General features: G+C 52.2%; 20 protein-coding genes and 2 pseudogenes. 19 read left to right on the forward strand and 3 right to left on the reverse strand.

Annotated features, from left to right (window positions below):
- Window positions 1-280 precede the first annotated feature (280 nt).
- Entirely contained in the window at window positions 281-562 is a 282-nt protein-coding gene (locus tag PPOP_RS11940; protein WP_006286659.1) for a hypothetical protein, read from the reverse strand.
- 126 nt (window positions 563-688) lie between these two features.
- On the opposite strand from PPOP_RS11940, the gene PPOP_RS11945 reads away from it, so the two are divergent.
- From PPOP_RS11945 to PPOP_RS24300, 8 genes and pseudogenes are all read left to right on the forward strand, one after another.
- Complete coding sequence (locus PPOP_RS11945) at window positions 689-1,048, forward strand: putative DNA-binding protein (RefSeq protein WP_006286660.1); 360 nt, start codon at window positions 689-691, stop codon at window positions 1,046-1,048.
- Window positions 1,049-1,066: 18 nt separating this feature from the next.
- Window positions 1,067-2,440, forward strand: coding sequence for a signal recognition particle protein (gene ffh, locus PPOP_RS11950; RefSeq protein WP_006286661.1), 1,374 nt, complete (start codon window positions 1,067-1,069; stop codon window positions 2,438-2,440).
- Window positions 2,441-2,494: 54 nt separating this feature from the next.
- Window positions 2,495-2,767 carry a 30S ribosomal protein S16 gene (rpsP, locus tag PPOP_RS11955; protein WP_006286662.1) on the forward strand — a complete coding sequence of 91 codons (273 nt, stop codon included), beginning with the start codon at window positions 2,495-2,497 and terminating at the stop codon, window positions 2,765-2,767.
- Window positions 2,768-2,790: 23 nt separating this feature from the next.
- Entirely contained in the window at window positions 2,791-3,021 is a 231-nt protein-coding gene (locus tag PPOP_RS11960; RefSeq protein WP_006286663.1) for a KH domain-containing protein, read from the forward strand.
- Between the two features lie 114 nt (window positions 3,022-3,135).
- Entirely contained in the window at window positions 3,136-3,654 is a 519-nt protein-coding gene (rimM, locus tag PPOP_RS11965) for a ribosome maturation factor RimM (RefSeq protein ID WP_006286664.1), read from the forward strand.
- On the forward strand, window positions 3,654-4,526 hold the full coding sequence (gene trmD / locus PPOP_RS11970; protein ID WP_006286665.1) for a tRNA (guanosine(37)-N1)-methyltransferase TrmD: 873 nt from the start codon (window positions 3,654-3,656) through the stop codon (window positions 4,524-4,526). The genes rimM and trmD overlap by 1 nt, the downstream gene beginning before the upstream one ends.
- Window positions 4,527-6,523: 1,997 nt before the next feature.
- Window positions 6,524-6,657: pseudogene (locus tag PPOP_RS20625) on the forward strand (IS5/IS1182 family transposase); the annotation flags it as partial.
- Window positions 6,658-7,029: 372 nt separating this feature from the next.
- Window positions 7,030-7,229 (forward strand): annotated as a pseudogene (locus PPOP_RS24300) (transposase); the annotation flags it as partial.
- 50 nt (window positions 7,230-7,279) lie between these two features.
- Here the strand turns inward: PPOP_RS24300 and PPOP_RS24305 are convergent.
- A complete protein-coding gene (locus PPOP_RS24305; protein WP_234399809.1) occupies window positions 7,280-7,441 on the reverse strand; it encodes a hypothetical protein in 162 nt (53 codons plus the stop codon).
- Between the two features lie 407 nt (window positions 7,442-7,848).
- Here PPOP_RS24305 and thpR point away from each other — a divergent pair, with 407 nt between their 5' ends.
- From thpR to PPOP_RS12020, 9 genes are all read left to right on the forward strand, one after another.
- Window positions 7,849-8,439 carry an RNA 2',3'-cyclic phosphodiesterase gene (gene thpR / locus PPOP_RS11980; RefSeq protein WP_006286668.1) on the forward strand — a complete coding sequence of 197 codons (591 nt, stop codon included), beginning with the start codon at window positions 7,849-7,851 and terminating at the stop codon, window positions 8,437-8,439.
- A gap of 244 nt (window positions 8,440-8,683) precedes the next feature.
- Window positions 8,684-9,025 (forward strand): 50S ribosomal protein L19, encoded by a 342-nt coding sequence (gene rplS / locus PPOP_RS11985; RefSeq protein WP_006286669.1) that lies wholly within the window; start codon window positions 8,684-8,686, stop codon window positions 9,023-9,025.
- 137 nt (window positions 9,026-9,162) lie between these two features.
- The gene (gene lepB / locus PPOP_RS11990; RefSeq protein WP_006286671.1) at window positions 9,163-9,786 is read left to right on the forward strand and encodes a signal peptidase I; all 624 of its coding nucleotides are present in this window, start codon (window positions 9,163-9,165) and stop codon (window positions 9,784-9,786) included.
- A gap of 32 nt (window positions 9,787-9,818) precedes the next feature.
- The gene (gene ylqF / locus PPOP_RS11995; protein WP_006286672.1) at window positions 9,819-10,709 is read left to right on the forward strand and encodes a ribosome biogenesis GTPase YlqF; all 891 of its coding nucleotides are present in this window, start codon (window positions 9,819-9,821) and stop codon (window positions 10,707-10,709) included.
- Between the two features lie 441 nt (window positions 10,710-11,150).
- On the forward strand, window positions 11,151-11,813 hold the full coding sequence (locus tag PPOP_RS12000) for a ribonuclease HII (RefSeq protein ID WP_006286673.1): 663 nt from the start codon (window positions 11,151-11,153) through the stop codon (window positions 11,811-11,813).
- A gap of 97 nt (window positions 11,814-11,910) precedes the next feature.
- Window positions 11,911-13,680: a hypothetical protein gene (locus PPOP_RS12005; RefSeq protein WP_006286675.1), complete on the forward strand. Its 1,770-nt coding sequence runs from the start codon at window positions 11,911-11,913 to the stop codon at window positions 13,678-13,680.
- Entirely contained in the window at window positions 13,677-13,997 is a 321-nt protein-coding gene (locus PPOP_RS12010) for an EscU/YscU/HrcU family type III secretion system export apparatus switch protein (RefSeq protein ID WP_006286676.1), read from the forward strand. The genes PPOP_RS12005 and PPOP_RS12010 overlap by 4 nt, the downstream gene beginning before the upstream one ends.
- A complete protein-coding gene (locus PPOP_RS12015) occupies window positions 13,990-14,409 on the forward strand; it encodes a YraN family protein (RefSeq protein WP_006286677.1) in 420 nt (139 codons plus the stop codon). The genes PPOP_RS12010 and PPOP_RS12015 overlap by 8 nt, the downstream gene beginning before the upstream one ends.
- Window positions 14,410-15,669: 1,260 nt before the next feature.
- Window positions 15,670-16,482, forward strand: coding sequence for a hypothetical protein (locus PPOP_RS12020; protein ID WP_006286682.1), 813 nt, complete (start codon window positions 15,670-15,672; stop codon window positions 16,480-16,482).
- A 235-nt stretch (window positions 16,483-16,717) separates the two neighbouring features.
- Here the strand turns inward: PPOP_RS12020 and PPOP_RS12025 are convergent, their stop codons facing one another.
- Window positions 16,718-18,262, reverse strand: coding sequence for a YifB family Mg chelatase-like AAA ATPase (locus PPOP_RS12025; RefSeq protein ID WP_006286683.1), 1,545 nt, complete (start codon window positions 18,260-18,262; stop codon window positions 16,718-16,720).
- A gap of 415 nt (window positions 18,263-18,677) precedes the next feature.
- Between PPOP_RS12025 and sucC the strand changes: the two genes are divergently transcribed.
- On the forward strand, window positions 18,678-19,838 hold the full coding sequence (gene sucC, locus PPOP_RS12030) for an ADP-forming succinate--CoA ligase subunit beta (protein ID WP_006286684.1): 1,161 nt from the start codon (window positions 18,678-18,680) through the stop codon (window positions 19,836-19,838).
- Window positions 19,839-19,866: 28 nt separating this feature from the next.
- Window positions 19,867-20,811: a succinate--CoA ligase subunit alpha gene (gene sucD / locus PPOP_RS12035; RefSeq protein WP_006286685.1), complete on the forward strand. Its 945-nt coding sequence runs from the start codon at window positions 19,867-19,869 to the stop codon at window positions 20,809-20,811.
- The last annotated feature ends 24 nt before the right edge of the window (window positions 20,812-20,835 follow it).

Consider the following 20,835-nt stretch of genomic DNA (forward strand, 5'->3'; position numbering starts at 1 on the left):
GATGCATTAATTATAAACGAAAAAAGGTACGGCTCCTCAATTTTCTTGAGGAGCCGTACCTTTTTTCATGAGAAGGACTTTTTCAGTGGCCTCAACCAATATAGGAGTCATCTTCTGACAGCGTAGTGTTTTTTTATACTGTCCACGATCAGGGTCATAGTTCACTTCCTCAGGAACATCTTTTTTTTAAAACGGATAAATTAACATCAAATACCTTACACAAATCTTTTACTTCCTCACAATGCAATACTTTATTTTCCAACGATTTTCCCCTCCGCAGTTAGTGAGGCAATACGCCGTGCTTTTCAAATACGGTTTCCCCTGTATGCTTGTCTACGACCCGAATATCGAGCGTTCGCGGAATTTCATGGTAGGTTACGTAGGTCGTGTAGTCCTGTTTGTAGGCAATAAAACGTTTCTCCTCATCAACGGAATCGGATGGCTGAACACTAACTTGCCCCGGTGAGCATAAGAAACACCCGCCAACGATACAACCAATGAACATACGACCATAACCGACAACATCTTTTTCAGCATCTTCTTCAATTTTAATCCCACCCAAATATGGTTATCATGGAAGAACAACAAATGTTAAGGTTGATCCCTTGACATGGCCGCCGGATTCGGATATGATTAGGAACATTGATGGGCTGTAAAGGTTTTTTCCTTGACGAAAGGAGTGGCCCGGATGAACGAGGAACATGTTCTGGAGAAGACGAACCGTGTCAACATGCTGTTCGATTTCTATGAACCTCTCTTGACGGAGAAGCAGCAGACGTTCCTGAAATGTTATTTTCAAGACGATTTTTCATTAGGCGAGATCGCCGCTGAATTTGGCATTAGCCGTCAGGCGGTGTATGAACATATTAAGCGGGCGGAGCAGACGCTCGGCTCTTATGAGAGCAAGCTTGGATTGGTAGCGAGGTACGAACGCCGGAAGCAGCTGCTGGATGCGCTGCGCGACGAATTGAATGATATAATGGATATGCCCGACCCGCAGCGTGCGGAACTGCAGAAGATGATCCGTGAACTGCAGGCGTTGGATTAAGGGAAGGGGGGAATAGGAATGGCATTTGAAGGACTAACGGGCCGGCTGCAGAATGTGTTCGGCAAGCTGCGCGGCAAAGGAAAAGTAACCGAAGACGACGTCAACGAAGCGATGCGCGAGGTGCGCCTCGCACTGCTGGAGGCCGATGTCAACTTCAAGGTCGTCAAGGAATTCATCAATAAGGTGAAGGAGAAGGCGGTCGGCCAGGAGGTGATGAAGAGCTTCACGCCGGGCATGGTCATCGTTGACATCGTCAATAAGGAACTGACCGAGCTAATGGGCGGAACGGCCGCTAAGCTGGCCAAGGCGAACAAGCCGCCGACGGTCATCATGATGGCCGGCTTGCAAGGCGCTGGGAAGACGACGACGTCCGGGAAGCTGGCGAAGCTGCTGCAGAAGCAGAACCATAAGCCGCTGCTGGTCGCGGCCGACATTTATCGGCCAGCCGCCATCAAGCAGCTGGAGGTGCTGGGCGCGCAGATCAATGTGCCTGTCTTCTCCCTTGGCGATCAGGTCAGTCCGGTAGAGATTGCGCGCCAGGCGATGGAGCATGCACGCGTCAATCATCTCGACTATGTCATCGTCGATACGGCGGGCCGCTTGCATATTGATGAAGCGCTGATGGAGGAGCTGAAGCAGATTCACGAGACGGTGAATCCGGACGAAGTTCTGCTCGTCGTCGATGCGATGACCGGTCAGGATGCAGTCAATGTCGCGGAGAGCTTCAACCAGCAGCTGGCGCTTACCGGTGTCGTGCTGACGAAGCTGGATGGCGATACGCGCGGCGGCGCGGCGTTGTCGGTCAAGGCCGTGACAGGCTGCCCGATCAAGTTCGCGGCTCTCGGCGAGAAGATCGATGCGCTTGAGCCGTTCCACCCGGAGCGGATGGCGTCCCGGATTCTCGGTATGGGGGACATGCTGTCGCTCATTGAGAAGGCGCAGGCCAACATCGATGCGGACAAGGCGAAGGAAATGGAGATGAAAATGCGCAACGCCGCATTTACATTCGACGATTTCCTGGAGCAGATGCAGCAAGTGAAGCAGCTCGGGCCCATCGATCAGATTCTGGACATGATTCCGGGTATGAACAAAATGAAGCAGACGGCCAATCTGAAGGTAGATGAGCGCCAGATGGGCCGGATCGAGGCGATTGTACGCTCGATGACGAATAAGGAGCGGCAAGATCCCGATATGATCAATCACAGTCGCCGCAAGCGGATCGCCGCCGGCAGCGGAACATCGCTGGCCGACGTCAATCGGCTGATCAAGCAGTTCGATGAGATGCGCCGGATGATGAAGCAATTCACCGAGATGATGGGGCCGAAAGGCCCGAAAATGATGAAGAATTTGAAGAGCAAGGCCGGCAAAGGAATGAGATTTCCTTTCCGCTGATGCATAGGGCCGGTTCCCCATAACGAACCGAATTCCGTTAAGGAGGTGAAAGTCGTGGCAGTACGTATCCGTCTGAAACGTATCGGTGCTCATAAAGCTCCGTTCTATCGTGTCGTTGTATCTGATTCCCGCTCTCCGCGTGATGGTCGATTCATCGAGGAAATCGGTTACTACAATCCGGTAGCTCAACCGGCAGTCGTGAACATCAACGAAGAAAAAGCGTTGAAATGGCTGCAAACAGGGGCACAAGCTTCTGACACCGTTCGCAACTTGCTTAGCCAAGCTGGCGTCATGAAGAAGTTCCATGAGCAAAAATACCAGAAGTAATCTAACCGTTCGGAGGGTCGCGAATGGAAGAGTTAGTGTATGTTATCGCACGCGCTTTGGTCGATCATCCGGAGGAGGTCTGTGTGAAGGCCGTGGAGAAAGACCATATCATCGTGTATGAGCTTCACGTCCATCCTGACGATGTCGGGAAGGTTATCGGGAAGCAAGGTCGCATTGCCAAGGCACTTCGCACGGTCGTCACATCGGCAGCCGTTACGATTCCAAAACGGGTTGCCGTAGACATTATTTCTTAATCATGACGAAACGGGTTAGGATAAGATCCTAGCCCTTTTTCGTATAGAGGAAGCCATTGTGATACACTAATCATGCTTGTTCATAACTCGTAGAAGCAGGAGGATCGAGACGAGATGTCTGAACGATTGTATTCTGTCGGCAAGCTGGTCAATACCCACGGCATTCGCGGCGATGCCAAAATATTGACGAGCACCGACTTCCCGGAAGAGCGCTTCGCTTCGGGCACCGAGCTGATTCTACAGCACCCGGAGACGAAGGAGTCGCTCACGGTCACCGTGGAGCGCGCACGGCCGCAGAAAAATGTCTACATTATAAAATTCAAAAATTTCGACAACATCAATGATGTGGAACGGTATAAGGGCTGGATTCTCTATGTCACCGCCGCGCAGCAGAAGGAGCTGGCGGAGAACGAATACTACTATCATGAGATTATCGGTTGCCGCGTCGTAACCGATGAAGAGAAAGAGCTGGGCGTGATTAGCGAAATTCTGGCGCCGGGCGCGAATGATGTCTGGGTCGTCCAGCCCGCGAAGGGCAAGCCGATTCTTCTTCCCGCCATTCCGGATGTCATCCTCGACGTCGATATTGTCGGCAAGCTGGTGAAGGTTCATCTGATGGAGGGGCTTCTGTAATGCGCATTGATGTATTAACGATCTTCCCGGAGATGTGTGAGGGCGTATTCCGCTCCAGCATATTGGGGAAGGCACAGGACAAAGGGCTCGTCACCCTCAATGCGGTCAATTTCCGGGACTATTCCGGGAACAAGCATCTGACTGTGGACGATTATCCGTATGGCGGGGGCGGGGGCATGGTGCTGAAGCCGGAGCCGATCTTCGCGGCCGTTGAAGCCGTGATCGTGCAAGCGGAGGCAGAGCGGACGCCGCTTCCGCAAGAAGGGCAAGCCCCGGCGGCGGACGATCCGGATGTCCTGAAGGTTCCCCATGGTTCGGACGGGCTGAATGGCCAGAACCGTCTGGGACGGAAGAGGCCGCGGGTCATCTTGATGTGTCCGCAGGGCGAGCCGTTTACCCAGGCGAAGGCGGAGGAACTGGCGCAGGAATCGCATCTCATCTTGGTCTGCGGCCATTATGAAGGCTATGATGAGCGAATCCGCGAGCATCTTGTCACCGACGAGCTGTCGATGGGCGATTATGTGCTGACCGGCGGCGAGCTGCCGGCGATGGTCGTCACCGACTCGGTCGTGCGGCTGCTCCCGGGCGTGCTGGGCAATGAGTCATCGGCGGTGACAGATTCGTTCAGCACCGGCCTGCTTGAGTACCCGCATTATACGCGGCCGGCCGATTTCCGCGGCTGGACGGTGCCAGATGTGCTATTGAGCGGCCACCATGCGAAGGTGGAGCAGTGGCGCAAAGAACAGTCCCTGCGGCGCACCGTGGAACGGCGGCCGGATCTGCTGGAGGCTATCGAGCTCGACGAGGCGGATCGTAAGCTGCTGGAGCGCATTCTTGCCGAGCACCAAGCGGATAAAGCGAATAGCGAATAACGCAGAAGAGCACTTCCTGAGGATGTGCTCTTTTTTCGTGAACCACCAAAGGCGGTTCTGAAGGGTTCAAGTCCGGGAACGGTGAAGGCAAGTAATAGCCGTAGCTTAAGTTAAGGGTGTTGATGATGAGGTCGAATCAGAAGGAAGTCGGCGGCAAATCTCCGTGTCTGAGGAACACGAACTTTAATAAGGCTGCCCATTTGGATGAAATTGCTAAACAAGCCAAAGTCCGTATTGCCGAAGGAATGCCCCTACTCGATTCGGAGGTCCGCGGGAATGTTAGAGTTAGAGCACCAAGAAAGCCCATGAACTAGGCAAAATGCCAAGATTCACGGGCTTAACTGGGAGGTTAGTGCGTTTATACGTACTAACCCACGAAGTGTTTCAGCAGATCAATGAACGGAGGAATAATCGTTTTAACGAATTCTAATACCGCTATGAATGCTGCCATGTCGAACACTCCCTAATAGGATATTCAAGAAACATAATGTTCCTTGTACTATCTATATCGGCAAACTTTATTTCTTTTTGAATAAATCTTATGAAAAAATAAAAAAATTTACGTGACGGAACCATCCGGTTGGAGAATACCAGAGGGATATTAATGAAATGTAATTCATTGGGTTTGTTTCCATCCAAGTGATACTTGACAAGATGTTCCGTTAAAGATGAGGGGTAGCTTTTCATGGAGCGGATTCGCAAGTAGAGTACAAAGAAAGCCCATAAACCAGGCAAAATGCCAAGATTCATGGGCTTCTGGGAGGTTAGTGCGTTTATACGAAATGCTTCAGCAGATCAACCAACGGAGGAATAACCGCGCTTAGGAATCCTAATACCGCTATGAATGCTGCCATTTCAAACACTCCCTAATAAGATATTCAAGAAACGGTAATGTTCCTTGTACAATCTATATCGGCAAACTTTCTTTCTTTTTGAACATTTGTTACAAAAAAATAAAAAAAATTTACGTGACGGGCTGATAGCTGAGAAGTTGGGATGAGACCGCAAGATGGTAAGAAAGTGGCTGCAGGCAGGTGAGCCCGGCGTCTATTCGAAGTGCAAGCCACGCGCCTTGCGCATGTGCCGTTTTGCAAGACGCTGAATTCGTTCAAGCCGGACCTGCTCATTATCGACGAAATCGGGTATCGAATGATGCAGCTAAAAATGATGGAGTACCAGCGATCATTGACAAGCTGTTCCCTGAAATGAGGTGTGGCAGGTTGTTCAGGGGGCGGATTCATAGAAATGGTAGAAGCACGAGGAAAGCCCATGAACCAGGCACAGATGCCAAGATTCATGGGCTTCGGTGGAGGTTAGTGCGTTTAGCCGTACTAACTTAGTCCTCTAATTGTTTAATACCCCAAGGAATAATCGTTCCGTTCAAAAATTCGAGTGCCATTTTCAACAAGTGTTTCCAGTTCATTTTAATTCCCTCCCGGACAAGATATTCAAGAAACGGTAATGTTCCTTGTACTATTTATATCGGCAAGCTTACTCTCTTATTGAACAATTGTTACGAAAAAAATGAAAAAAATTTCGTGGTGGAGCCATACGATGGGAGAATATCAGAAAGATGGGGCGGATTCAGAGGAATGGTAAGGCACGAGGAAAGCCCATGAACCAGGCACAGATGCCAAGATTCATGGGCTTCGGTGTAGAGGTTAGTGCGTTTAGAACGTACTAACTCAGTCCTCCAATTGTTTAATGCCCCAAGGAATAATCGTTCCGTTCAAAAATTCGAGTGCCATTTTCAACAAGTGTTTCCAGTTCATTTTAATTCCCTCCCGGACAAGATATTCAAGAAACGGTAATGTTCCTTGTACTATCTATATCGGCAGGCTTACTCTATTTTTGAACAATTGTAACGAAAAAAATGAAAAAAAGTGCATAAAGGACTAGAGTGTGTCTTCAAACTATAAACTTACCTAAAAACATGGTAAACTTATCCTATGAAAGTACGATACGAAATACGCGATGATCAATGGGACCAAAATATCATGATCGATGCGACCATCGTCCGCGTCCACCAACATGGAGCGGGCGCAAAAGGGGGCAGCAATTCCAGGCCACCGGGCGCTCCAGAGGCGGAATAACGACCAAAATTCATGCCATTCTAGATGCGCTTGGAAATCCGTTATGCTTTGAGTTGACCGCAGTCGCGAAGCCGAATGACAAAGGATGGCCCGTCTGCTTTATAATGATCCAGCCGTTCCAACTTTTCGTAAGCTCGATCCATCACCATAATCAAGTCGCTGTGGCTTAACGGCACAGATGATAAACCGTTACCTTTCGGTTGGCTTGTAGGGGTTCCAACATTTTATTACCCAGTTGAGAACACTCGTGACTTCAGTCGTGAGATGAATTGGCCTCGGACAAGGCGCGTCTTTTGACACGTCAATGGTCCAACGTATGTTAACTTACCTATTAATAAAAACACTGATATTTAGCGGATATAACTTGAAAAACAATTGACATATGTTGTCCTATAATTGAGGTGGATAGCATGGCAGAAGTCAGACATGGTAGAGGATATGTGTACTCTATCCAATACCATAATGTATGGTGCATGAAATATCGCCACAAAGTGTTGCTTGGCGATATAGATATCTAAAGGAAATACTCAATCAAATTGCTACAAACAAATTGCTACAAAATAATGGTTTCACGATTTCAGAAATTGAAAGTGATTGTGACCATGTTCATCAGAAAGTGAGGTGAAAAGCAATGTTAGTAAACAAAGCATTTAAGTCTCGCTAAAACGATTGGTTGCAGTCGATTTGTGTTTGACCACTTCGGCAGCAACTGCTCCGGCGAAGCGAAGTCGTTCGCATTGATTTCCGGCTCGCGGTCTTGATGTTGCCACCCAACCGGTAATCGATCAACACAATCGGCTGCAACTTACGAATCATCTTCACCAGCTCGGTCTCCTTCTATTTTCCCCGGTCATATGTTCGTCAAAGAATAGAACCAGAGTACATCGATCCTCCCGTAGTTGGTCAGCAGATCCTTCACCTGGCCGTGCATATTGTATCGGTTGAAGTTCTGCGGTCGATCCTTGAACTCTACGTTATCCCGCGCGATTGCCGTAGGCCGGATAGTCCGGGTGATGCCAGTCAATAATGGAGCGGTTATTAATAAAGATAGAGAAAATTCATTCGTCTTTGGAGAAAATCAAGATTTTGGCATGGAGCATGTGAGTTGGGGAAGTCGGGCTGCTGCAGCGATATTGGATGTATATTATTACTCCCGCTTGTTCAACAATAGTACCGGATTCAATCTTACGTCGTTCATAACGGCGCATTAGACGGAGGCGCAGGGAAAGATGATGGCGGATACAGAGAACAAGATGCGGCTGTTTATCGGTGTGCCGCTGGGCGAGTCTGTCAGCGTCGCCCTCGATAACTGGGCGAAGCAAGCGCGGCGCCAGTGGACATTTTCCCGCTGGGTTCATCCGGCGGACTACCATATCACGTTGCAATTTCTCGGCGACACTCCGGAGTCGAAGCTGGCGCCGCTGCTAGATGGGCTGAACCGGACGGCGGCCCGCAGCGATCCGTTCCGGCTGACCTTGGGCGGATGGGGCACCTTCGGACTCCCTGCCTCGCCGCGGGTACTGTGGGCTGCCGTCGCCGGAGATATCAATAGGCTTCATGAACTGTATCATCAGGTTATGGAGTCTACCGCTTCGCTCGGCTTCGTGCCGGAAGCGAGGCCGTACCGGCCCCATATTACATTGGCGCGCAAGTATAAGGGAACGACGCCATGGGACCGGGGCATGCCGGAGGCGGATACGAGCGGCGCGGCAGCGGAATGGATGGCGGATCGGTTCTGTCTGTTCCGGACACATATGCAGGCGACGCCGATGTATGAGCGGATGGGGGAGTTCCGGTTATCCGGTACTTCCGATTCATAGGGTTTGCAGGAAGTCGGTTGCAGCAACGGGGCTGATTTTCATTTTTACGGAGGCCTGGTTGGAGTGGCTGAGATTTATACGTTTTGTATGATAGGAACATAAATTATTTTCTTGTAATCGGTTGGGTGGTATGCTAAAATTATTTTTGTTGTTTGGAATAAGGTGGTCCTCTATATTCGATGAGGTCGAGCGCATGAGCGCTCCCGAGATGTATGAACACCTGTGTGGAAGGAGGAAGTCCAAGATGAATATCGTTCAAGTAATTACGCAAGACCAGCTTCGCAAGGATATTCCTAGCTTTCGTCCCGGCGATACTTTGAAAGTATATGTAAAAGTTATCGAGGGATCCCGCGAGCGTATCCAGTTGTTCGAAGGTGTGGTCATTAAGCGTCGTGGCGGCGGAATCAGCGAGACATTCACTGTTCGTAAGATTTCTTACGGCGTAGGTGTTGAGCGTACATTCCCGCTTCATACACCTAAAATTGATAAAATCGAAGTGGCTCGCCGTGGTAAAGTGCGTCGTGCGAAGCTTTATTATCTTCGCAATCTTCGCGGTAAAGCAGCGAGAATCAAAGAAATCCGTTAAGGAACCGGGGGCTTGCTTAGCTGCAAGCCCCTTTTACTATTTTATTCCACATCAGAGAATGAAGCTTGCATGTTCGTCTACCGATAGCGTATGATATGACTGCATAGCAGCAATTCAAGGAAAGCGGGGCACTGCCGATGGATCAACACGACCAAATAATGCAACCGAATGCGGCGGAAGAGCCGCCAACCAAAAAGCCACAAGCGAAAAACGAGCTTCTGGAGTGGGTGAAAGCGATTGCGATCGCCGTTGTGCTCGTCGTCATCGTGCGATGGCTGTTATTTGCTCCGTTTATCGTAGACGGCCCTTCCATGGAACCGAATTTTTGGACGGGCGAGCGACTTATTGTGAATAAAGTCTTGTATGATTTTCGCGAACCAAAGCGCGGGGAAGTGGTCGTCTTCCACGTACCGGAGGAGAATCGCGATTTGATTAAGCGGGTTATCGGAGTGGCCGGGGATACGATAGAATACCGTGGCGACGATCTGTACGTCAATGGCAATAAGGTTGAAGAACCATACATACAAGAAGTGCTGGACGAAGCCCATAAAACGGGAGAGCTGTACAATGACCGTGATTTTCCGAATGATCTGATTCAACAGAACACGGTGCCGGAAGGGCATATTTTCGTTATGGGAGATCACCGGAACAACAGCACGGACAGTCGCATGCTTGGATTTATTTCGTTGAAGGACGTCATCGGCAGAGCGGATGTTATTTTCTGGCCGCTGCCGCATGCGAAGCTTGTACGACACCACTAGGCAGAGAATGAATCATCAGGAGGTGGATGCCGATGACAATCCAATGGTTCCCTGGGCATATGACGCGCGCCCGGCGGCAGATCCAGGAGAAGCTCAAGCTTATTGATGTCGCCATCGAGCTATTGGATGCGCGGCTACCCATGTCCAGCCGCAATCCGATGATTGGCGACATTTTGCAGAATAAGCCGCGGCTCATTTTATTGAACAAGGCGGATCTGGCCGATCCGGATATGAATGCGCAATGGCTGCAGGCGTTTCGCGGCGAGGGTCATGCCGCACTCGCGATCGACGCCTCGACAGGCACGAACGTCGCACAGATCCCCGGCGAAGCCCGGAAGCTGCTGGAAGAGAAGATTCAGCGCCAGCTCGCCAAAGGGATGAAGCCGCGCCCCGTGCGCGCCCTCATCGTTGGCATACCGAATGTCGGCAAATCGACGCTTATCAACAAGCTGGCTGGCCGAAGCGTGGCCGCGACCGGCGATCGGCCGGGGATTACCAAGGGACAGCAGTGGATCAAAGTCGGCTTCGAGATGGAGCTGCTCGATACACCGGGCATTTTGTGGCCCAAGTTCGAGGATCAGGAAGTCGGTTACCGGCTGGCGGCGACCGGAGCGATCAAGGATGAAATATTGAATGTGGAAGAAATCGCGTTCTATGTGATCAAGCAACTGGCTGACCCGTACCGGGATCGCCTTAATGAACGCTACGGTCTGGAGATTCCACCGCAAAGCAGCTTAGGGCAGGATGACATTGTCGAGATAATGGAAGCGATCGGACGCAAGCGCGGATGTCTGATGGCCGGCGGGTGCGTTAATCTGGAGAAAGCCTCGAGCCTCATCCTGCGTGATTTGCGCGGAGGCAAGCTGGGACGGATATCGCTGGAGGAGCCGTATTCCTTCCTCGTCAATGAGAACGGGAATTGAACAGGAAAGCGCCGTATGCGCCGATTCATCGGACGCGCGGCGTTTTTTTTGATCCGTGACACGATGTCGTCGCTCGTTGTCTTCCCCCTTGCAACCAACAGTGGAGAAGATGCAGTGTGACGTAGGTCGTCATTCTCGTATCGGTACTGGGGGGGATTTTATGAACAATCTCCCTTCGGGCCGTGGAACGGTATAGTGTGGGTTTCTCGTGTTTTATGAATTAGGAAAGAAGCGGCACTTTAGAACAAATGGATAAAAAGGGAGACGATCGAGATCGAATTCAGGAATCGTTGATATATGATCCCATTGGCGGAACATATGTTGTTCTCTGGCGTATAGATAGATGTCACATGCAAATCGTAACGGGCTAGTCTGCCAACGGGGGATGATGGACAAGTTGAGAAGAAGCAAGGCGACTGAAATGCGGGGGAGAGGAAGATAATGGGTCAGCGCAAGACAGTGGAAGCAGAAGCCGCAGCGATCGATCTGACCGCATGGGAGAAACGGTTATGGGATGAGGGGCTTCAGTATGTGGCCGGCATTGACGAGGTCGGGCGCGGCTGCTTGTTCGGCGATGTGGTCGCTGCGGCCGTCATATTGCCTGCGGGCGTCGTGATTGAAGGGATAAATGATTCGAAGAAGCTATCGGCAAAAAAACGGGAGGCGCTCTACAAAGAGATAACGGAACGCGCGATCGCTTGGTCTGTTGCGCAGGTCGACGTGTCGACCATTGAGCGCATCAATATTAAGCAGGCTTCGCGCCTGGCCATGAAGCAGGCCGTCGAGGGGCTCGGCATTCGTCCCGACATGCTGCTGATCGACGCGGAGCGCATCGATTGCCCGCTGCCGCAGGAAGCGATTGTGAAGGGAGACGCGAACAGTCAATCTATCGCGGCCGCCTCAATTATCGCCAAGGTAACGCGTGATCAGTTGTGTGCGGGTTTGTGGAATGAGCTCTACCCCGAGTACGGCATTGCCGTACATAAAGGATATGCAACGAAGCTGCATCGCCAGCAGTTGGAACGGCTCGGTCCGACGCCGATGCATCGCAAGTCGTTCCTGAAATCGCTCTTCCCGGAGGAGGAGCAGTTGAGTCTGTTCTAGGCATGTATGGGCCCAGGGGCTCTGGCCCGGCTCATATTCCGGCCTCCGTCTGCCGATATAAGAAGTGTATTGTCCTTGAGGAACGGGGGATTGTCCTGTGAATATTTCGCAGATGGTGCGCGGCTTGGTTGGGGAGGCGAGACCCGGCGAGCAGCGGACATTGGAATTGAAAAGCGGCCAGGTGGTGCGCGGCACTATCGCCAGCGTGGCCGAGAACGGACGGGAGGCCGTCATTCAGATTAATGGAGTGCCTGTGCGTGCTGTACTGGATACGCCGATGCGCCCGGGGCAGACGGCTTGGCTTCAGGTGCAGGGCCAGCAGGCGGACGGCATGATTATGCTGAAGGCGGCTGACGGTCCGGCATTTGCTCAGCTGCCTTCGATAGAGGAAGCGTTGAAGCAGTCCAACCTTCCAGACGAGGGTTGGGCGCGAAGACTGCTGCACGAGCTGCAGAAAGGCGGACTGCCGTTGACGAAGGAGCTTGCCTCACGGCTAGCTCAGGCACTGGAAGTCAAGCCGCAGGGCGTTCAAGCTGAGCAGTGGATGCAGGCGGCCGGTCTGGCATTGCGCCGCCAGCTGCCGCTTAGCGGCGAGACGCTGCGCGGCCTGCAGCAGGCTATGTTCGGCAAGCCGCTCAATGATCTGCTTGCCGGCTTTGAGCGCGCAGGGGAGGCTGCGCTTGCTCGCAGCCCAGGAGAACCGGCCGCCGGGGCGGCTCCTTGGGCTGCACCGCTCCGGGAAGCGCAGGCGTTGGTGCGCGACATTATGGCGTCGCTGCCGCGCATGGATGCCACTTCCAGCGGCGGGCCAAGCAATCAGGCGCCAGCTCCAGCAGCCGCAGGAGGGAACCCGGCGGCGCCGACCGCTGCTTCGGCTGCGGGGCAATCCGCCACAGGCGGCTCGCCAGCAGGGAATGCCTCCGCGAATGCTGGTAGCGGCTCCGCTCCAGGGCCGGCTGCCACAGGCGCTCCACCAGCGGCGTCCGCAGCGGAGGGGCCTACGGCCTCAACGGCCGCTTCAGCGAGCGAAGGCGCTCCCGGCGGAGGCGCCTGGATTGGGCGCCTGCTGCAGCGGCTTGGCGTGCCGCATGAGCAGCAGGTGCACCGTGCGGCCGTTCTTGAGATGACGGCTGCAGGCAGCGGAACGTCGCAAGGCGACGGCGCCCTGGGACGCGACGCGGCGGTGGAGAGCACGGCCGCCCGGTCGCAGCCCGGCACAGCCGCGCCGTCAGCGGCTGGCGCGCCTTCAAGTGCTGCATCTCCAGCACCGGCGATGCCAAAGACGCCTGCACCGCCGGTGGCGCCGACGACCGCCGCGCCGGCGGAGTCGCTGAAGAGCACGCTGCTTCAGCTCCTCCAGAATGATACGCTGCCACCGGCAGTCCGCGACGCGGCGCAGCAGCTGGTCCATCAGATTACGGGCCAGCAGTTGCTGCTGACAAGCGATCGGCAAGCGCCGTTCACGCATGTCACCCTATTTGTGCCGCTAGTGACGCCGGACGGCCAGCAGACGGCCACCGTCCACGTCCAATCGCGGCAGAGCCGCCGGGGCGAGCTGGAGTCGGACAACTGTCGCCTCTGGTTCGATCTGGACATGAAGGTGCTGGGCCGGACGCTCGTCGACGTTCAGGCTGTGGAGCGGGCCGTGGCCCTTCATATCCATCAGGCGGACGAGGGCATCGGCGAATGGCTGAGCGGGTTTCGCGGCGAGGTGGAGGAAGCGATGAATCGGATCGGCTATCAGCTGTCGGCGTTCCGCATTTTGCCGATGCCAGAGACGAAGGTGGACGAGCCAAAGAACTGGCCCGAGATTGATATGAACGATTATACGCTTCAGCCATACAAAGGGGTAGATGTCAGAATATGAAGGACACGGAAGCAGCATCCCGGACCACCGGGCGTTATGAACGGAAGACGGCGGTCGCGCTGTCCTACAAGCCGGAGCAAGATGAAGCGCCGGTTGTTGTCGCCAAAGGGCAGGGACAACTGGCCGAACAGATATTGGAGAAGGCGAAGGAGAGCGGCGTGCCGATTCAGGAGGACCCCTCCTTGGTGGAGGTGCTCTCCAAGCTGGACATTAACCAGCAGATTCCGGGCGAGCTGTATCATCTGGTCGCGGAAGTGCTGACCTTCATCTACAAGACCGATCAGCGGGCCGAGAAAGGGTGGAATCGTTATGAATGAGTCCCGTCGCGGTGCGGATAAACGGACGGTGAATAACCGGAGCGGCGGCCTCAACCGGAAGGAGAAGGGGGCTGCTGCGGAAAGGATGGCAGCCGAGCGGCTTCAAGCGCTCGGCTATCGCATTATTCACAAAAATTGGCGCTGCCGATCGGGCGAGATTGACATCATTGCGCGGGACGGCAACTGCTGGGTCTTTATTGAGGTGCGCAGCCGGTACGGCGCTGCCGGAGCGGTGGAGGCGGCTGAAGCGATCGACTGGCGGAAGCAGCACAAGGTAAGAGCCGTGGCCGAAGTGTACGTGAACCGATACCGGCTTCATGAAGCCGAGCTCCGGTTCGACGCCGTCGCGGTTGCTCTGGGCGCTGATCCTTCTCGTCCCCCGGACATTACGGTGTTCCGCAATGCATTTTGAGGCGGTTAGCTGAGCAATTCACGGCGATGTATCATCCGCGCTAGGCATCGAACGATTCGACACGGTGTTAGCCGAAATTTGCTGCGGCTTCATTAAGAATTAGCCAAGTACTGATTGCGGTTAATGCTTCAAAATAGGGTTTACTTTTAAGGAAATAGTATTTATAATCTTTTACAAGGATAATAATGGAGTTTGTTTAAAGGACATCTAATTTCTAAAAGATATTCGGTAAAATACAGATGTGACAATCCATCCGACCCAAATGACACCAGCTTATTGCTTATTTCCTCAATATAAGCTTTTTTACTTCGGCGTTAATCTCCTGTTAGTATTTCACCATACTTACGTTGCGAACTAACGGATTATACTGTGTTGCTGGCTACCTGCTCATGCATATCTACAATAAGCTCCATATTAGATTGCGGGAATGATCCAAAACATTTCGTTGTTTGAAGAAAAATAAGAATACGATATTCGCGTTCATATTGAATCTTCCATATTCTCAGCGGTTGCTTTCGAGAGCTGCCGTAACTCTGGAAAAAGAAGTTGAATGATCGTGGAACACCTGATTTTTGCCTAGATGTGAGTTTCCTAGATAGGTTTCAGAAAGTCGGCATTCTCAAAAATTGTTGTTTTTCCAATCCATTTTTTTGATGATGTTCTCTTTTTTTTTTGATTTCATGATAAATGATGAGAAAAGCAGTGTCATGTGTTCCCTTGTCTCAGTTTAAAAATGGAGGTAACCGGAATTGAAAAAACACATATTGGTTAGAGCACTGTTATTCGGTATATTTGCATTCACATTGAGGTTTTTATTTGACGGTGTTTTCGATATAAAGGATATTATCGCCCCTATCATTTTTATTCTTCTCTGTATAAATGAGTATTATTACAAAAAAAAGAAAACGGAAAGAAAGTAAAGTGACATATCATGTTGTTTTTTGCAAGTGAAAAATGCTCAATTTTGCAGCCAAAAGTACCGAGGCACCTGCCAACCCTCCAAAGCTTAAATAGGAAGGGTGGTAATGCCTATATTCAGATGATTAGCAAGATGCAATCGAACTAAATTATAGTTTTCGTTGACCAAATAGGGATACAAATGTATGAATCTAATCCGCATCTAGATACGCCTCCGGTTCCAATATTTCACAAGTAAAAAATATTGTCAAAAAATCGTCTTCTTAATAATGCTAACACTGATTTTTTGATATCAAGTAGAGAAAATGACCAGATTTAAAATAAGAAAATAGAGGTGTCTATATGTGGATTTCAAAATTAAAATCTAAGGTAATGATTTCTGTCGTATGCATTTTTTCGATGATGTTTTCAACGACATTTATTTACGCAGATAGTCAGCTTGTTTTGCCTAATAAGCCTCCTAAGGCACCTAGTGCGAGAGTAAGCTTTGATGATATTGATACATTAAATAAAAATATTGGATTAAATAAAAATCAGGTTCGCAAAATTAGAGATGTGCAGGTTATTGAAAATATAGGGAAGCGAATTTCTAACAATGCTGAGCTTCAAGCTTTTACTGGTTTCAGTAAAGATGAGTTGACAAAATCTTTATACCAAGCCATTTACCTTGGTCAATCACAAGAACGATATTCGACTTACTTCATAACATTTGAATCCTTCAATGACTCGTGGACAGTTTTATCAGTATATGATGCTGATAGAGATATACTAATTGATTGTTTGAATTTTAAACATGCTGCAAACGATTTCTGGAGAATAGACAGCAGAAATGTTGGAAATCTACTTAAAGGAATAAAAGCAGATGTCGAAATACTCAAAAATGGAAACCAACAAGATAAAGAGAGACGTAAACAGGATTTTCAAAAAAAATATAACGGTGATGCTCAGGTTAAATCAGAAAAAAACATAATAAGTGACGTATTTTCGTTGTTAGCCACACCTACAGCATCTGCATCTGGGCTGGATTGTAAGGCGAGTAGTGAAACATGTTCATGGGTGTCAATACCATACTGTGCAGCCGCTGGTCTTGCAGGTTTTTGGCCTGGTCTAGCGTGCAGTGTAGTTATGCAATATGTATGCAGTAAATGTGACTAAGTCATGGAGGTTCATGCGGATCGCCGCTCTTTCCCGCTGGGGGGACGAGCGGCGATTTCTCATTTACCGTGAAGGCATATAGTTCCTGGCTAAATAAGCCATATAGAGCGGATAGACCCTGCCAGTCTACTCTATTGATTTCTCTGGCTAATGTGTTGAAAGGCAGTTGAAAGGCAGTTGAAAGGCAGTATCCCCTCGCAGAGTGTAGAGGAGCAGGGGGAAGTTGCGCCAGCAGTCACGCCTCTTTGCGCCGATCGAGCGTGCGGTATTGAATCGCTTCCGCGACATGGGCGGCATCGATCGAAACCTGTTCCTCCAGATCGGCAATCGTCCGCGCAAGCTTCAAGAGCCGATCATGCGCCCGCAGACTTAGACCCAACTGAGCATACGCCTGCTGCAGCAGATGCTCCGCCTCCGGCGATATCACGCAGTGCCGGCGCAGCAGCGAGCCGGAGAGCTCGCTGTTGAAGCGCAGCTTCAAGCCTGTGTAGCGCAGGGCTTGACGCCGGTGGGCCTGAAGCACCAAAGACTGCATCTCCGTTGAAGACAGAGACGGCCCTTTCCATTCCGTAACCGGGGAGCGGGGCACCTCGACCTGCATATCGATGCGGTCGAGCAGCGGCCCGGACAATTTGCCGCGATATTGCGCTAGCCGGGCCGGAGTGCAGCGGCAGTCTCCCCCAGAGTACGAGCTGTACCCACAAGGACACGGGTTCATGGAGGCGGCCAGCATGAAATGGGCAGGGAAGCGGTACACCGCCCGCGCCCGTCCGATCGTCACCTGCCGCTCCTCCAACGGCTGTCGCAACACCTCCAAGGCCTGACGGGAGAATTCAGGGAGCTCGTCAAGGAAGAGCACGCCGTGATGAGCCAGACTGACTTCTCCTGGCTTCGGAATCGAGCCGCCGCCGATCAGGCCGGGGGAGGAGATGGTGTGATGTGGCGCCCGGAAGGGGCGATCCCGCATCAGCCCGCCACCCGTCCGGTCCCATTTGCCGGATACGCTGTACAGCTTCGATACCTCCAATGCCTCGTCGTCGCTAAGCGGCGGCAGGATTGTCGGAAGGCGGCGGATGAGCATTGTCTTCCCGGTACCCGGCGGCCCCGTCAGCAAAATATTGTGCATGCCGGCCGCAGCCACGACAAGGGCGCGTTTCACATGGAGTTGTCCATACACATCGGCATAATCCTCCGCCTGATTCGATAGTACGCCCTCTCCCTCTCCCTGGCCCTGGCGCGGCGGCCCCGAATCAGCGCCGCCAGACCAAGGGGCGATGTCCTCCAGCCGAAGCAACTCATGCAGATGGCGCAGCGGATAAATGTCCAGCCCCTCTACGAGAGCGGCTTCCTCCGCATTGTCGGAGGGGACGAGCAGCCGCTTGAATCCTTGCTTGCGCGCTTCATCGGCCAGAGGCAATATGCCGGGAACCGGCCGGGTCGAACCGTCCAGCGCAAGCTCTCCGACCAGCAGCATGTCGCACAGCGGTTCAGCGGGCAATTGCCCGCTTGTGCACAGCAGCCCCGCCGCGATCGCCATATCGAAGGATGTTCCTTCCTTGCGCACGTCGGCCGGCGCGAGATTGACCGTGATTCGCGCAAGCGGGAACTTCCAGCCGCTGTTGCGGACGGCCGCTCGCACCCGCTCGACCGATTCGCGCACTGCCGCATCGGGCAGACCGACGAGATATACGTTCGGCAAGCCTGGCGAGATATCGATTTCGACCTGGATAAGCCGGCCGTCGACGCCGCATATCGATGCGCCCCACATTTTTCCATACATAAAAAAACCTCTCCTTCCTTCATCGTGGCCGCGTAGGCCGGATGCAGGGGAAAGGTTCTTCCTTATCATCCCTAAATATATCAATATTATAGGAGTATGGCAGCTCCTCCGTCAATGGATAAGAGATTCATCTCATGAATAGATGATAATGATATCAAAAAAATGCACGTTCAGATCGAATAAGAGAGGAAAGCGTTTGAAAAACATGCTACAATACTTGGAGGATTGTATATATTTTCCGCGGAAGAACGTGTTTTCGAAGTGGTGGAAGCGGTTCCGCATTCACGGCCGCGCCAGGAGACGGATCAAGTCAGATTCTGTCTGCAAGCTGATACGTTCTATCATGCTGCCGGCTCCAATGGCTACGGGTCGCTATACGGCCTCAGAGGCTAACGATAGGGTAGGGGGATGCACAATGAATATTCATGAGTACCAAGGCAAGGAAGTAATGAAGCAATACGGCGCTGCGGTCCCGAACGGCAAGGTTGCCTTTACGGTTGATGAAGCCGTTGAAGCGGCGAAGGAGCTCGGAACGTCCGTTGTCGTGGTGAAAGCTCAGATTCATGCAGGCGGGCGAGGCAAGGCGGGCGGCGTCAAGATTGCGAAAAATCTGGACGAGGTGCGCGCATATGCGTCGGAACTGCTCGGCAGTGTGTTGGTAACGCCTCAGACAGGCCCGGAAGGTAAGGAAATCAAGCGCTTGCTCATCGAGCAAGGCTGTAGCATCAAGAAAGAATATTATGTCGGCGTCGTTGTAGATCGCGCAACCGGCCGCGTTGTGATGATGGCTTCGGAGGAAGGCGGTACCGAGATTGAGGAAGTGGCAGTGAAGACTCCGGAGAAAATTTTCAAGGAAGTCATCGACCCTGCTGTCGGACTGCAAGTGTTCCAGGCGCGCCGCCTCGCTTATGCGATCAACATCCCGGCAGAACTGGTTAACAAAGCGGTCAAATTTATACTCGCTCTCTATCGTGCGTTCGTTGACAAGGATTGCTCCATCGCGGAGATCAATCCGCTGGTCGTGACCGGCGACGGTCAAGTGATGGCGCTTGACGCGAAGCTGAACTTCGACTCCAACGCGCTGTTCCGCCACAAGGACATTCAAGAGCTGCGCGATCTCGACGAAGAGGACGAGAAGGAAATTCAAGCGTCCAAGTTCGACTTGAGCTACATCGCGCTGGACGGCAATATCGGCTGCATGGTGAACGGCGCTGGACTTGCGATGGCAACGATGGATATTATCAAATATTACGGGGGCGAACCGGCCAATTTTCTTGATGTGGGCGGCGGAGCCACGACAGAGAAGGTAGCGGAAGCATTCAAGATCATCTTATCGGATGATCAGGTAAAAGGAATCTTCGTCAACATCTTCGGCGGCATTATGCGCTGCGACGTCATTGCGAACGGTGTCGTGGAAGCTGTGAAGCAAACTGAACTGGATCGTCCGCTTGTCGTCCGTCTGGAAGGAACGAACGTCGAACTCGGCAAGCGAATCCTGAACGAGTCGGGATTGAACATTGTCGCGGCGGATTCGATGGCGGATGGGGCGCAGAAAATTGTCGCTTTGGTTCAATAATTTTGGTCGACGAGGAGATGAATAAGCGATGAGCATCTTAATTCATAAAGCCACGAAGGTGATTACGCAAGGGATTACGGGCTCGACCGGAATGTTCCATACGAAGGGAGCCTTGGAATATGGCACGAATATGGTGGGTGGCGTAACGCCAGGCAAGGGTGGAACGAAGATCGACATCGAGCTTGACAACGGGCAAACGGTCTCTCTTCCGATCTTCAATTCGGTCATCGAAGCGAAGCGCGAGACCGGCGCCACGGTCAGCGTCATTTACGTGCCGCCGGCGTACGCGGCTGATTCCATTATGGAAGCGGTCGATGCGGATCTTGATCTGGTTATCTGTATCACGGAAGGTATTCCGGTACTCGATATGGTAAAGGTGAAACGCTATATGGAGGGCAAGCGCACCCACCTCGTCGGTCCGAACTGTCCGGGCGTCATTACGCCGGGCGAATGCAAGATCGGCATCATGCCGGGATATATCCACACACCAGGGCATGTCGGGGTCGTCTCCCGGAGCGGAACATTGACGTACGAAGCCGTTCATCAATTGACGACACGCGGTATCGGCCAGTCGACAGCCGTCGGCATCGGCGGAGACCCGGTCAAAGGCTCGGAATTTATCGAAGTGCTTCAAATGTTCAATGAAGACCCAGATACGTATGCCGTGATCATGATTGGCGAGATCGGCGGTACGGCGGAGGAAGAAGCCGCCGCATGGATCCAGGCCAATATGAAGAAGCCGGTCGTCGGCTTCATCGGAGGAGCTACTGCGCCTCCGGGCAAGCGGATGGGGCACGCCGGTGCGATTATTTCCGGAGGTAAGGGCACGGCTACCGAGAAGACAGCCAAGCTGGAAGCCTGCGGCATCAAGGTAGCGCCGACGCCGGCGGAAATGGGCAGCACGCTCGTATCCGTGCTGGAAGAACGCGGCCTGCTTGAGCAATGCACGACACAACCGCAGACACAAGCTTAATCACAGTTACATTTATCAATATAT

It is taken from the genome of Paenibacillus popilliae ATCC 14706 (assembly GCF_000315235.1).
GTDB lineage: Bacteria > Bacillota > Bacilli > Paenibacillales > Paenibacillaceae > Paenibacillus_B > Paenibacillus_B popilliae.